Source organism: Mycoplasma hafezii (assembly GCF_049942695.1).
In the GTDB taxonomy this organism is placed as follows: Bacteria; Bacillota_I; Bacilli_A; order Mycoplasmatales; family Metamycoplasmataceae; genus Mycoplasmopsis; species Mycoplasmopsis hafezii.
This window is the reverse complement of the sequence record NZ_CP187940.1, coordinates 919,665-933,760: the sequence shown is the minus strand read 5'-3', so window position 1 is coordinate 933,760 and position 14,096 is coordinate 919,665. Positions and strand designations below refer to the sequence as shown.

Sequence of the window (14,096 nt, the reverse complement as noted above, 5' to 3'; positions counted from 1 at the left end):
CACTAAAGACGTTTATATTTAATATAATACCTATATTAATAAAGGAAGAATTATGAAAAAGAGATGATTATGAACTTTAAGCATTCCTTGTGCTTTACCATTAGCAGCAGTTTCATGTAATGTTCAAACAGATAAAGGAAATATTTCATTGTTTTATAGTGATGCTGCACAAGAAGGCAAAAAAGGTATTGAGTTGCACACATTAAAATTAGCTGAAGATGATTTGCAAACTATTTATGACATTAAGGCGTTTGCTCTAAATTCTTTAACAAATTTAAATGAAGAGTTTACATTAAAAGTTAGAGTAACTGCAGATAACTATGTTGCTGAAAATAAAACTTTAAAATTAAAAAGAAGTTTTATTCTCCAATACTTTGGATTTTCATCTGTTTTAACTCCAGTTAATGGTGGATATCAAATTAATAACGAATTGCTCCATAAATATAGAGAGCTAATTAGTCAACAATTAGGTGAAAGTAAATTACTTTTACAATACGGAACACAACAACAAAAATTAACAGAAATTAGAAAAATAATTAAATTTATTGCAGACTTAGATTTAGCTGTAAGAAATGCATAAGAAAGGTTAATATGCAAAAATATACAGAACAAGAAGAAATTAGACGTAAAAAATTAGATTTTTACAAAGAAAAAGGTGTTGAAGCTTTTGCAAAAGCTAAAAATTTAAAAGAATTATCATATTCAGATGATTTAGCAAAAAAATATGAAGGCGTTACTAAAGAAGAATTAGAAGAACAAAATATTCCAGTAGCAATTACAGGACGTATTATGACAATGCGTGGTCCATTCATTTTATTACAAGATTACCATGGAAAAATTCAAGTTTACTTCAATAAGAAAATGAATGAACAACTTACAGAACTTGTTAACACATTTGACTTAGGTGATATCATCTATGTTGAAGGTACTGTGATGAAAACACACACTGGGGCTGTTACTGTAAAGGCTCAAGATATTAAACTATTAACTAAAGCTTTAAAACCATTACCAGATAAATATCACGGACTTACAGATGTAGAAGAAAGATACAGAAGAAGATATGTTGATTTAATTACTAATGAAGAATCAAGAGAAACATTTTGAACCAGAACAAAAATCATTAGTGAAATCCGTAGATATTTTGATAATTTAGAATATATGGAAGTTGAAACTCCATTTTTACATGATTATCTTTCAGGTGCTAGTGCACGTCCATTCAAAACACACCATAATGCTCTTGATCAAGAGTTTGTGTTAAGAATTGCAACAGAAATTCCTCTTAAAAAATTATTAGTTGGTGGAATTGATAGAGTTTATGAAATTGGTCGTATTTTCAGAAATGAAGGTATCGATACAACACACAACCCAGAATTTACTTCAATTGAATTTTACGAAGCATATACTGATTTAGAAGGTATGATGAACCGTACTGAAGAATTAATCAAAGGTATTGCTAAAAAACTAGGTAAAGAAAAAGTCATTAACAAAGGTGTAGAAATAGATTTAACTCAACCATTTAAACGTCTTGATATGGTTGAAGCTGTTTCACAAGCTACTGGTGAAGATTTTAGAAACATTGATTTCGGAGATGCTGTAGCAGTTGCTCAACAACACGGAATTAAGGTTCAAAAATTCCACCAATTAGGACACATTATTAACGAATTATTCGAAGAATTAATTGAAAAAACATTAATTCAGCCTACATTTGTTTATGGGCACCCTATTGAAATTTCTCCACTAACAGCTAAAGGTGATGATCCACGTTTTGTAGAAAGAGCTGAATTATTCATTAATACTAAAGAATACGCAAATATGTATACAGAGCTTAGTGATCCAATTGATCAATTAGAAAGATTTGAAGCTCAATTAGAAGAAAAAAATAATGGAAATGATGAAGCTAGTGATATTGACTGAGATTTCGTTGATGCTTTAGAATATGGAATGCCACCTGCTGGTGGTTGTGGAATTGGAATCGACCGTTTAACAATGTTATTAACAGAAAAAGATTCAATTCGTGATGTATTATTATTCCCTACAATGAAGCGTAGATAAAATGTCGTGTAATTCGACATTTTTTTGTAAAATTATTATGCAATTAAAACTAAAAATGAGGTACGAATGAAAAAAGCAAAATGATTATTAACAGCTGGTTCGATCGCTACAACAGCTGCATTACCTGTTGTAGCAATCAGCTGTAACGATGAAACAGAAAAAAATAAACCTGTTGTAGACAATGATGACACTAAAAAAGGTGCTACTGATACTACCAAAAAAGTTTACAACCAATGAGCTCTTGACTTTATTCCAATTGTTGAACAATTAAACACTTTCTTATCAAGTGATAAAGAAACTCAAGAGGTTGTTCTTAACACGACTATTCCAGTAAATTATAAATTGGAATTGTCAAAACTTATGACACCTGAATTTCAAAAACTACAAAGTCTTTTAAGTTCATTTACTAATTTACCACAAGGTACAGAAGAAGAATTTAAAAAGTTATATCCAGTTTTATACACTTTCCCAGCTCAACTTTTACTATTTCAATTTGTAGATGAAAAGTTACTTGATAAAGCTAATCAACCATATATAGATATGCTTAAGAAAGAATTCCAAGGTGTTTCAAACAAAGATTGAGCAGTTACTAATTTTGGAAATATCGAATGAGACTTTAATAATTTTGAAACATTAAAAACAAGCAGTGTAAAATGACAACAAGCATTTATGAGTGCTTTAACTTCTGGTAAAGATACTCTTATTCAAGGAAATTTCATTATCAAAAACTTAAAAGTAACATTCAGTAAAAAATTAACTATTGATGAATATTTCAGAAATGTTATAAATGTTGTTGTTCAAGAACAAGTAAACAATTTAAAAGCAGCAGGAATGTCACAAGAACAAATTGATCAAATTTTAGACACGCAAAAACAAATCTTAAGTAAATTTAACTTTAAAGATCTTATTCCTACAGCTGCATTTAATAATAAATGAACACCAGAGTTTAAAAATTGACTTGTAGGATTCTTACAAGAAATTGCTTATACAGACTTTCAAAAATAACTTCAAACACACGCAAGTGTGTTTTTCTATGCAAATCTATAAAAATAACTATTAATTTAAATTAGGGTATTATTGAGTTATGTAAATTATGATTTAAAAAATAAAAAGTGGAAAAAGTTTTCCTGATTCCATAAATCGATAACTAACTAATATATATATATAAGCATATAATTAAAGTGTAGTAAAAGTAATTACTACAATAGTTTGCTATTACTACTGCAAATTATTAAATTTTTATTTTAAAAATAGAGTTATTAAGAATCAATAAAACCGATAACTCTCATCACAAAATAATATCATCAAAAGTCTTAACAGATTTAAATGGTTATAAAGTTCTTTTAATAGTTTTTGACAGTATATATTCAGTAGTTGATTTGAAAAAATTAATAATAGTGTAGTGAATGCTTGATGATGATTAATCAAAGATGTTAAGGCTTAAAAAAATGATGATAGAAAAATTTTGGTTTTATTTACATAAACTAAATAACAAAAATATTTTAAATACAAAGGAGTACCTCTACTTTTAAATCAAGTAGAGGAACACAAAGCTTATGATCAAAGTGCAGAATTTTAACTTTAAGAAGACCACATACTTGCTCTTTAATATATTTGTTGCTAGCCTTATAATTATTGGAATTAGTTCATTAATATTTTATTGTATTGAAATTCAGCTAGCAAAATCTAATTATAACTTAAGAGGGTGTTTAGATGAAAATTCATGTTCACTAGAATTAATGTCACCAAAATACAACATAAATATGTGAGTGCAACAATGATTATCTTATTTAATTTTTGTATCTCATTGTATTTACTACAATTTATTTCATTATTAATGACTAAGAATTGTGTGCTTTATGCATTATTTCCGGTATTTTATATCAATAAAATAAAATTTGAATTTACTTCAAAAGCTCAAAAATATTTTATTTATTGCATAAATATGGTTCTATTGGTTATATTTGTAGCGATTACTATTTTCTTATTGTCTTGAAGCACAACAAATGTATGGGTATTTGCACAAGTGTTTAATTTTATAATTAGTGTAACAATGTTAATTTTATATTCATTATCAATTTATGCGGAACATCAAACGAAATTATTATCTTAACATTAAATTTTTTCCAAGTATCAATTTATTTAAAAAATCTCTAATTCACAACGAACTAGAGATTTTTATATTATCAGTTGAATTTTGTATTTATTTTAATTAAAATGATTTTGTAATTGTAGCAGTATAAACGGTGTCGTTAGCTTGTTTGCTTGCAAATTTAAGATTAATTTTAAAGGTATATTCTGATTTATTACCCACAATTTTAACATTAGATATCGTTGCACTAATAATCTCCATATATGAATTATTAGTGGTTGTAATATTAAAATCATCAATAGACAATTGAACTTTATTGGATGCTTCAATATTATCTTTTAAGCTAATGTTAATAAATTTAGTAGCTAATCTGGTAGATAAAAGTTCTTCTAATTTCTCTTTGTATTGATTTGAATTATGATCGATTGATTTTGGTAATTTATTAAATTTAATTTCGATAAAATCATCTAAAGTATTATATCCGTTAATTATTCCGAATAAAGCACTTGAAATAAAGTCGACAGAAGTTCATTTATCAAAACGAAGCCCATTTTCTTCTAATGCATGTTCAGTTGTTAACTCTTCAGAAGGTATTTGACTTTCTAGAGGTCTAACGATATTATTTTTAGGTAAAACAAAAGCTTCATTTTGCTTACTTTCATAATTAAAATATGAAATAGAATTATGGTTTTCAACAAAATTATTATTTACTCATGTAGAAATAATATTATGTCCAGGGTGACCTTTGTAATAGATATTATATTGATCTGAATATTTTGCAGCAATATAAGTAATATAATTTTGATCTTCTTCAGGATTACCTGCACCAAGTAAAATTAAGCTCGGCTTATGATTTAACTCAAAGTCAGATTTAACTTTATCTCTTTCGTGCTCTCAATTTAAATTTGTGATTTTACCTCAATAACTAAAAAGACGTTTTTTATTAATATCACGAGTTGCGAAAATTGCATCTTTAATTTCTTTACCACTATTATCGTTAAAGAATGGATAAATATTTTTTAGGTTTCATTTTAATGATTTTTCAACATCGTTAGAGTTTGAAAAATAAACAGAAACATTAGGATAAAGAGTTGGGATTAAATATTGATTTCCACGATCGTAAATTTTAGGTTGAAGTCACTTATGATTTTGCTCATCTCAATATGTTTTAGAAACAAAAGGCATTCATTCATCATTTACTACTTGTGCCAGCATATTTGAGTCTTCAATTCCGCAAATGTGAACATTTGGATATTTAAGAAGTTCTAAAATAGGCTTTGCAAATCTAAGATTATCAGCATTGATTCAAATATTAATTAATTTCTTGGGATTATTAAGAATTACTTTTTCAAAATATTTTGAAGCATCTTTATATCAAACATCATTAACACTCGAAACATTAGAGTTGTTTCTAATTTGTTCTTCATTTTCTGAATCAACAACTCTTTTATTTTTTAAGAAATCTTTTAGTTCAGTTTCGTTTATATTATTTTGAAATTGCAGTTCTGAATTTTTTGAGTATAAAAAATGAACTTCTTTATTTGAAAGCATCGCTAAACGAATTAGATTAAAAAATGGTTGAATACCATAAGCAGAATAATATAAATTGATATCAGGTTGATTTTGTAATTCGACTATATTTTGATATTCTTTTATTTCATGCTCGTGATCACGCTTAATAAAATTTTTGCAATAAATTCTGTTTCTTTATTTTCGAAAGGTATTTGACGACTAAATAATGTTTGCTCAGACATCATAATACCAGTTGAAATACCAGCAAGACCGCCCAAAACTAGTGTTGTTGATATCGCTCATTTAATTGATTTTTTCATAATATTATTATATATAATTTCATTATGAAAAACTCTAAGTACATTTACACATCATTTGCACTATTATTTTTTAGTGTTTTACTATTTTTTATCGCCTCAATTACAAGCTATTGTGATTGAGTTGAGAGTTTTAAAATAGTCACTAAAGCAGTGTCTATTGTAGGTGTGATTTTATTAATAATACGTTTATTAATGCTCACTTTTGCACTCATTAATATTCAAATTAAAAATAAATGATTATGAATTTCATTAATTTTATTTGTACCATTTTATTCAGATTATCATTTTTTACTTTTGGCTCAAAAAGACAGTGATAATTATCCTAAAAAACTACTTAATAATCAATATGCACTCATTTTTACATTCTTTATTATGATAGGAATTAGTTTGATGCTAACTGGTTTTGGGATTGCGATGGTTAGACAACTGCCTAATGTTAATTATTACAAATACAAACCACAATTAATTACAATTGGTGTAATTCAACCGTTATTAATCATTTTATTTTATTCAGAAATGCTTGCTCAAAATACGCAAGAATTAGAAGATGTTTTTTATGAAAAATGATCTTATTTTTTATGAGTTGGTAATTTAGATAAGCTAAACAAAAAAGCACAATAATGTGCTTTTATTCAATTTCTCTTTCTTCGGAATTTTCGAAGAGTTTACGTGCTATTTCAGCACGTTTTTTTGCTTCTTCTTGGTTTTCTTTAGTTTGTATTTTATTTTGATTTTGTTTTTTTCTTTTACAAAATCTCAATTTATCTAATCAACTCATAATAATATTATATTTTATTTTGCGACTTATATTCAGCAGTTTTGGACTAGACAAATGCATTTATTTTACTTTAGCGATATCTTTTCATTGGTAAGGAAATTCTTTAGGTGTACTTCTTAATTTTTCAATTACAACAATGTTATTTTGACGTTCGATATTTTTGTTTTGAAAAGGAATAATTTCTAAATTAATTTTTAATTTACTTAAAATATCAGCAGCTTTGCTTACTTCTTCTTGTGCTTTATCACCTTTTAATAGTGATAATGTGCCATGTAATTTAACTAAGTGAAATGACGACATTAACATTGTTTGAACACTACCTACTGCTCGAGCTGTAATAATATCAAAAAGATTTTTTTCTTTCATTTCTTCAACTCTTTGATTATAAACCGTTACGTATTCATTTAAATTTAATTCATCAATTACCAGATTTAAAAAATTCACTCTTTTTTGTAATGGTTCGTAAATTACTACCTTATTATTTGGTTTAGTTAAAACGTAAGGAATAGAAGGAAAACCACAACCAGCACCAACGTCTAGAATAGAAATGTTGTCTTTATTTTCGGTAATTTTTAACATAAATAATAATGATTCTAGAATACCTTCTTGTCAAAGTTTATCACCAGTAAAACCTGTTAAATTCATTACTTTATTTTTTTCTTCAATTAACGCTACATATTGTTCAAAGAGATTAAAATCTCAATTATGTGCTAAACACATATTTTTTACTATTGTTTTATATTTCATACTTACCATAATTGTATATTAAAAGTGCTTAAACAGCACTTTAAAGTTTAGTAATTTCATCTTTTAAATCTTTGTAAACACTAGAAATACTTCCACCAGTTAATGAAGCATCAACAACTTTACCTAAAAATTCACCTAGTGATACGATTTGAAGTTTTGAGAATTTTTCAGCTAATTCATAGTTATCAATACTATCTGTAATAATAACTTTATCTACATTAGGGTTGTCTTGGAACATTTCGAAACCTTTTGTAAAAATTCCGTGTGTAGCAGCAACGATGATTTTTTTAGCTCCGTTAGCTTTTAATGTATCAACTGCTTTTAAAATTGTTCCACCTGTGTCGATGATATCATCAATAATAACTGCATTTTTATTATTAATGTCTCCTAATAATCCCATAACTTCTGCTTGGTTAACACCTGTTCTACGCTTATCAATGATGCAAATTTGTACGGTGTCAGCGATTAACTCAGCTAATTTTCTAGCACGTACTGTTCCACCGTGGTCTGGAGAAACAACTGTAAATTTTTCACCAAGTTTTTTAAGCTCCTTCGCAATTGGGTATTGACCCTTAAGGTCATCGACAGGAATATTAAAGAAACCTTGAATTGATGGGTTGTGTAAATCTACACAAATTACTTTTGTAACTCCTGCGGTTTGAAGTAAATCTGCAACTAGTTTAGCACCAATAGGTTGTCTACCACTCGCTTTACGGTCTTGACGTGCATAACCATAATAACTTAAACAAACATTAATACTTCTTGCACTCGCTCTTTTAAGTGAATCGATAAAAAGAAGTAATTCCATAATATTGTTATTTACTGGTCTAGATGTTGAAGCGATAATAAATACATCTTTATCTCTTACTGTTGGTTCAGAAACCATCATAACTTCACCATCTGCGTAAACAGTTCTTTGAACTTCTGAAAGAGGAATACCTACAATCTTTGAAACTTGTTCTGCAAGTTTTAAAGAATTGTGCATTCCAAATAATACTGAATGTGATTTGTCCATTTTGTTCCTTACTAATAATGTTATATATAACATTATTTTACAAAGTTATTAGTTTTATAAACTAATTTATTTTAGTTTTAATGGTTTTTATTGGAAATTTTTACACAAAGTAATAAAAAGTCGAAAATATTTTCATATTTAAATAATCAAACTCGAAAATATTTTCTCTCAATTATTTTGTTAATTAATAAAAAAGTATTATTTTTATCTACTTTTATCAAATAAAACACTGTTTTTAAATAAATAATAATAAAATAAAAATATTTTTTAATATTTAAAAATAGATAAAAATAGTGAAAATATAAGCAATATATATAAGAATAAAATATTATTGGGAGAGAAATCTCTCAAATTTATATAATAGGAGGTAAGTGTGATGACCTTTAATAAAAAAATATCTATATTCAACATTGCATTCTTTGTAATGTTTATAGTATAACTTATATTGGTTATTGTTTTTGCAAGTCTTACTGGTGCTAGCTACACCATAACTTCAGCAACCGACGAAAATGGAATAATTTATTATATATTAGAAGCTTGAGATATTTTATTATGACTTTTAATCATCTTGATTCCAATTTTCTTAATTTGATTAACTCAATTTATATATTTAAGAGTTAAAAAATTTAATTTCTTAGATTCTGTCTTTCCAATTTATTCAATAGCTAAAAACAAAAGTTGAGCAAAATAAGGAGCAAAAAACGTTCTATCAAGGTTAAGATAGAACGTTTTTATTATTATTTATACCGTTTGAAGGTCGGCCACCCGCCTTTCTAATTATGCTTGTAATCTTTTCTTACCAGTTTTAATTAAATATTTATCTCTTAAAGTAAATCCTAATTGAACAGCAAATAAGATTGTACAAATTACTTGTCAAGTTAGACCAGCGATGAATGATTGGTAACCCATATTTGCACCATATTGATCGTTAAGATACATTTGTCTTAAGATTTCTAAAATTCATCATGTAAATCAAATAGCGTTGTTTACTTCATAAAGAACATACAATCAGATAGATACACCTTGTCAGTTTTTGGTTTTGAATGATTGAATAAGTTGAGGTGTAAACGCAAGTGTAGTAAAGGCAGGGAAAATATATCCCATAACAGTTGATGCTGTATCGCTAACTGTTATTAATTGTAAACTTGTGTTTTTTAATCTATCACCTGTATGATCGTAAATGAATAATGCAATCATAATTGTAGCGAATACTCAGGTTGCTAACACTGCAAGTAAACCGCAAAGTTTTTGTTTGCGAGTAAATTCTTGTTTGTAATGGTAAAGTAAATAAGTCATTATACCGTTTACAAAAGTTGCAATTCCTTCTGCAGCAACTACATTGTATAGATTATGAGGGTTAGTTGTTCCATAAACTACTCATCCGATAATCCCTAAGTGGAAAATCCAGAATGAAAGGAAGTTGACATCACCTGTTTTTTTGTCTTTGATTGCTTTAAATAATTGAGGTAAACTTAAACTGATAATAAAAATACCTGTAAGGACTAAAAACACTGAAATCACTGAATTATATGGTGAGTAAGCACCATTTGGAATTATTCCAGGTTTAGTGTCTAATTCTGCGTTAAAAAAATTAGTCATTGTATCGATTGACATAATTTTATTTTATCAAATGATAAAAATTAATGTCAAGATGTGGAAAAATATTCCACATTTAAAAGTGTTTTATAAGTTAATTTTTAGTAAAAAAATAAATATAATTTATTTATCTTATGGAGGTTTTTATGAGCATTAACAAAACACAGTTAGGGCAATTTTTTACAATTTCTAATCCTTTTAAAATGATTGCTTTTTATAAATGGTGAAATTTAATACCAGAGCAAGATAAACATACAATTTTAGAACCATTTGCAGGAACTAATAACATCCCTTATTTAATTTCAGAAATAGGTTATACCCCTAAATGAGAATGTTATGATATTTTCTTACAAGATTTAAATAGGTATGATGAATTCGCAATTCAACAAAGAGATACTTTAAAAAAATTTCCCAAAGGTTTGAAAGTTGCAATTACAAATCCGCCTTATTTAGCACGGAATTCAGCAACTAGAAATAAATTGGATTTTTATAATACCAAATATGATGATCTTTATAAAGAATGTTTAAAAGTTATGCTTGACAATTGTGATTATGTTGCTGCTATTATTCCTGAAACCTTTATAACTACTAACGAACAAGATATTAAAAAAAGATTAAAATATGTAATTTCATTAACTATGAAAATGTTCGACGATACTGAGTGTCCTGTATGTTTAGCTTTATTTACAAAAGAAGAAAATGATAGTTTTGAAATATATAGAAATGATTACTTAATAGGAAATAATTTAGATTTATTAACTTATTTAGAAAATTCTAAAAATAGTCAGGAATGAAAATTCAACGATGAAAACGGTGAAATTGGTGCTATTTTAATAGATGATACAAAGGGTAATTCTATTAGATTTGTTGATGGTAAGGAAATCAAAAACAAAATAACCGTATCAAGCCGCAGTATTACAAAAATAAAAATCCCTCAAAACATAACAATCAAAAAGCTAAATAAATTTATAAATTATTTAAATAATTACGTTAATGAATATAGAGAAAAAACACATGATGTTTTTATGTCATCTTTTAAAGGATTAAGAAAAGACCAAAAATACAGAAGACGTATGAGTTTTAAAGAGGCTAGAAGGATATTAAATATTTGTTATGAAAATTGAATGAGAGAAAATAATTAAAGAAAAAAGATTAAAAAACATACAAAGTGTATATGACTCTATTGGATCTAAGTGGTTACACGATAAGATAATAGCAGAATCAGAAAGAACAGATATTCCTATAGAAAAATACTATCAAGAAATTAGAGATTTAAATTTGATTGTTATTAGTAAATTCGCTAAAGATCCAAGCAAACAAAATATACACGAACAAATAGCAGGTGACTTTATTAAGAAAATAGATGGTGTAACTGAGTTTAAAATTTTACCTAAATCAGGTAAATATGCTAAATATTTAACTTCTGATGGTAATGTTTTGGAATTTCAACCAGCTATTAAAAGTTTAAAGACAATTGATATGCAATGAAAATATAATAATTGTATGTTCTACGCTTCTCATAAGTATACTGATCAAGAAGGTGGAGCTCAAGATAATCAATTTGAAGATATTAAGAAATTTTTGAAATCCGTTCAACAACGAACAGATTCAAATGTATTTTTTATAGCATTAACAGATGGAAATTATTATCAAACAAAATCTAAAAATGGTATTTCTAGATTAGAACTATTGAATACAGCGTATAAAGGTTTTGTATCTGTTGCTACACCTACCGATGAATTAGCTGATATTATGAAAGAATTATGTGATAAATCATAGAGCAACTAAGGTTGCTTTTTATATTAAAAAATTAAGCTTTCGCTTAATTAAAATTGATTATTAGCAACCTTTAAGATTGTTTGTCCGATTGTATCTGTTTCATGGTGTCCAATAACATTTTGTGCTTGAGCAACAACATCAGGTGCACCATTACACATTGTAAAGCTTAAGTTAGCTTCAGTTAACATTTCTAAATCATTTCCACTATCACCAAATGGAACAATTGAATCTACTGGTTTGTTAAGCATTTTAGCTAATTCTACTAAACCTTTTCATTTTGATGTTCCTTTAGGGTTGATATCTGTATAGACTAAGTTTGTAAGGTAAACTTCGTATTTATCTTCACCTAATTTAGCTCGAACTTCATTTGTAATAGCTGCGGCTTTTTCTTGTGGATTTCTAAGTGCCATTTGTGTAATTTTGGTTGTCTCATCATTGACAATTGTTTGTAGTTTTTCGATGTTTGCGTGATCTACTACATTCATATCATATACTTGATCTGATGGAATCCAACTTGGAAGTTGATCGTTAGGGAAATATGTTCCGTTATATTTATCTGTATCAATCGTTAAAATAGACTCGTATTTTAAAGCAGCATCTCTAGCCACTTCAAAAGCAGCTTTATCCATTTGTTTTAATACTGTAAGTTTTTTATTTTTAAGATCATAAATAGCTGTTCCATTAGAGCAAACAATATAATCAATATGTTCAATATCTTTTTTCTCAATTAATGGTAAAACTTTCATTACACCTCTACCTGTAGCAATTACATGTAAGTGTCCTTGCTGATGTGTCTCTCACATCGCTTTTTTAGTTCCTGGGTGAACTTTATTGTTAGGCATTAATAATGTCCCATCTAAATCATATGCGAATATTTTTTTCATTTTTCTCCTTTGCAAAACAAAAACAAGATTGCTCTTGTTTTGTTATTACTTAATAACTTTCAATCCATTCATATATGGTTGTAAAACTGTAGGAACAGTAATTGTCCCATCTTCGTTTTGATAAATTTCTAATAATGCTGCAATTACACGGTCAATAGCTAAACCTGAACCGTTCATTGTGTGAGCGTATTCTGTTTTTCCTTCATTATTTCTGTAACGAATCATTGCTCTACGAGCTTGGAAATCACCCATATAACTTACTGATGAAACTTCTCTGAAACGATTTTCAGAAGGTAATCAAAGTTCTAAATCAACAGTATTACGTGAACTAAATCCCATATCTCCAGTACATAATTGTAATTCACGGTAAGGAATTTCTAATTTTTCAAGTACATCTTTAGCATCTTCGAGCATCGTTAAGAATTCATTTCAAGCATCTTCTGCTTTTGCAACCTTAACTAATTCAACTTTTTTGAATTCGTGTTGTCTTAAAATACCTTTAGTATCCTTACCGCTGCTTCCTGCTTCGCTTCTAAAGCATTCTGTGTATGCTGTAGCTCTAAAAGGAGTTGATAAGTCAACAATTTCACCATTGTAAATATTTGTTAAAGTTACTTCTGCGGTTGGGATTAAATATTCATCTGCACCTTCTAATTTATAAAGGTCTTCTTGGAATTTTGGTAATTGTCCTGTACCATATAAAGCTGTTTCTTTAACAATAACAGGTGTATTAAATTCTTGATATCCTTTTGAAGTGTGTAAATCTAACATAAATGCGATTAAAGCACGAACTAATTTGCTTCCGGCATTTTTATAAATTACATATCTTGAACCTGAAAGTTTAACAGCTCTTTCGATATCGATAATATCTAGTTTTTTAGCGATTTCATAGTGAGGTAAAACATTTGTTACTAATCCACGACCAATTTTATCATGAGTAGCAATAACCACATTATCATCTTCATCTGCACCAACTGGAACTGTTTCTAAAGGAAGGTTTGGAATTTGTAAAATTAATTTATTAATTTTTTCGTTTAAAACTTCAGTTTGTTCACTTAATTTAGTGCTTTCATCTTTAATAACTTGAATTTTTTCTTTAAGTTTTGCTAATTCTTCTGGTTGGTTTTTGAATTTAGCAAAATCTTTTGATAAAACACCAAGTTCAGCTTTTTTTGATTGTTCTTCAAACATTAATTGTCCACGTTGTGATGCTAATTCAACAAATTCATCGAATTTTTCTACATCAAAACCACGGTTTTTAAGTCCGACACGAACAGTATCTTTATTATTTAAAATGTATTTAATATCTAACATACTTTCC

General features: G+C 27.6%; 14 protein-coding genes. 6 read left to right on the top strand and 8 right to left on the bottom strand.

What is annotated here, in order from left to right; genetic code table 4:
* The first annotated feature begins 52 nt into the window (after positions 1 to 52).
* From ACPYPZ_RS03730 to ACPYPZ_RS03720, 3 genes are all read left to right on the top strand, one after another.
* Positions 53 to 580: a hypothetical protein gene (locus tag ACPYPZ_RS03730; protein WP_426461270.1), complete on the top strand. Its 528-nt coding sequence runs from the start codon at positions 53 to 55 to the stop codon at positions 578 to 580.
* An 11-nt stretch (positions 581 to 591) separates the two neighbouring features.
* Entirely contained in the window at positions 592 to 2,052 is a 1,461-nt protein-coding gene (gene lysS, locus ACPYPZ_RS03725; protein ID WP_426461269.1) for a lysine--tRNA ligase, read from the top strand.
* A gap of 66 nt (positions 2,053 to 2,118) precedes the next feature.
* Positions 2,119 to 3,057, top strand: coding sequence for a variable surface lipoprotein (locus tag ACPYPZ_RS03720; RefSeq protein ID WP_426461268.1), 939 nt, complete (start codon positions 2,119 to 2,121; stop codon positions 3,055 to 3,057).
* A 1,207-nt stretch (positions 3,058 to 4,264) separates the two neighbouring features.
* Here the strand turns inward: ACPYPZ_RS03720 and ACPYPZ_RS03715 are convergent.
* Both ACPYPZ_RS03715 and ACPYPZ_RS03710 read right to left on the bottom strand, forming a co-directional pair.
* Positions 4,265 to 5,695 (bottom strand): hypothetical protein, encoded by a 1,431-nt coding sequence (locus tag ACPYPZ_RS03715; RefSeq protein WP_426461267.1) that lies wholly within the window; start codon positions 5,693 to 5,695, stop codon positions 4,265 to 4,267.
* Between the two features lie 101 nt (positions 5,696 to 5,796).
* Positions 5,797 to 5,976 (bottom strand): hypothetical protein, encoded by a 180-nt coding sequence (locus ACPYPZ_RS03710; protein ID WP_426461266.1) that lies wholly within the window; start codon positions 5,974 to 5,976, stop codon positions 5,797 to 5,799.
* A 24-nt stretch (positions 5,977 to 6,000) separates the two neighbouring features.
* Here ACPYPZ_RS03710 and ACPYPZ_RS03705 point away from each other — a divergent pair, with 24 nt between their 5' ends.
* On the top strand, positions 6,001 to 6,597 hold the full coding sequence (locus ACPYPZ_RS03705; RefSeq protein ID WP_426461265.1) for a hypothetical protein: 597 nt from the start codon (positions 6,001 to 6,003) through the stop codon (positions 6,595 to 6,597).
* A 7-nt stretch (positions 6,598 to 6,604) separates the two neighbouring features.
* Here the strand turns inward: ACPYPZ_RS03705 and ACPYPZ_RS03700 are convergent, their stop codons facing one another.
* The 4 genes from ACPYPZ_RS03700 to ACPYPZ_RS03685 form a co-directional block, all read right to left on the bottom strand.
* Positions 6,605 to 6,754 (bottom strand): hypothetical protein, encoded by a 150-nt coding sequence (locus ACPYPZ_RS03700; protein WP_426461264.1) that lies wholly within the window; start codon positions 6,752 to 6,754, stop codon positions 6,605 to 6,607.
* 60 nt (positions 6,755 to 6,814) lie between these two features.
* A complete protein-coding gene (gene rsmG, locus ACPYPZ_RS03695; protein WP_426461263.1) occupies positions 6,815 to 7,501 on the bottom strand; it encodes a 16S rRNA (guanine(527)-N(7))-methyltransferase RsmG in 687 nt (228 codons plus the stop codon).
* A 40-nt stretch (positions 7,502 to 7,541) separates the two neighbouring features.
* Positions 7,542 to 8,516 (bottom strand): ribose-phosphate pyrophosphokinase, encoded by a 975-nt coding sequence (locus ACPYPZ_RS03690; RefSeq protein WP_426461262.1) that lies wholly within the window; start codon positions 8,514 to 8,516, stop codon positions 7,542 to 7,544.
* Positions 8,517 to 9,293: 777 nt separating this feature from the next.
* Positions 9,294 to 10,130, bottom strand: coding sequence for a PQ-loop domain-containing transporter (locus tag ACPYPZ_RS03685; protein WP_426461261.1), 837 nt, complete (start codon positions 10,128 to 10,130; stop codon positions 9,294 to 9,296).
* 128 nt (positions 10,131 to 10,258) lie between these two features.
* On the opposite strand from ACPYPZ_RS03685, the gene ACPYPZ_RS03680 reads away from it, so the two are divergent.
* Together ACPYPZ_RS03680 and ACPYPZ_RS03675 are read left to right on the top strand one after the other, a co-directional pair.
* Positions 10,259 to 11,254, top strand: coding sequence for a hypothetical protein (locus ACPYPZ_RS03680; protein ID WP_426461260.1), 996 nt, complete (start codon positions 10,259 to 10,261; stop codon positions 11,252 to 11,254).
* On the top strand, positions 11,226 to 11,891 hold the full coding sequence (locus ACPYPZ_RS03675) for a hypothetical protein (protein ID WP_426461259.1): 666 nt from the start codon (positions 11,226 to 11,228) through the stop codon (positions 11,889 to 11,891). The genes ACPYPZ_RS03680 and ACPYPZ_RS03675 overlap by 29 nt, the downstream gene beginning before the upstream one ends.
* Before the next feature lie 47 nt (positions 11,892 to 11,938).
* Here ACPYPZ_RS03675 and ACPYPZ_RS03670 read toward each other — a convergent pair whose 3' ends face one another.
* Entirely contained in the window at positions 11,939 to 12,775 is an 837-nt protein-coding gene (locus ACPYPZ_RS03670; protein WP_426461258.1) for an HAD-IIB family hydrolase, read from the bottom strand.
* Positions 12,776 to 12,820: 45 nt separating this feature from the next.
* Positions 12,821 to 14,089: a serine--tRNA ligase gene (gene serS, locus ACPYPZ_RS03665; protein WP_426461257.1), complete on the bottom strand. Its 1,269-nt coding sequence runs from the start codon at positions 14,087 to 14,089 to the stop codon at positions 12,821 to 12,823.
* Positions 14,090 to 14,096 lie beyond the last annotated feature (7 nt).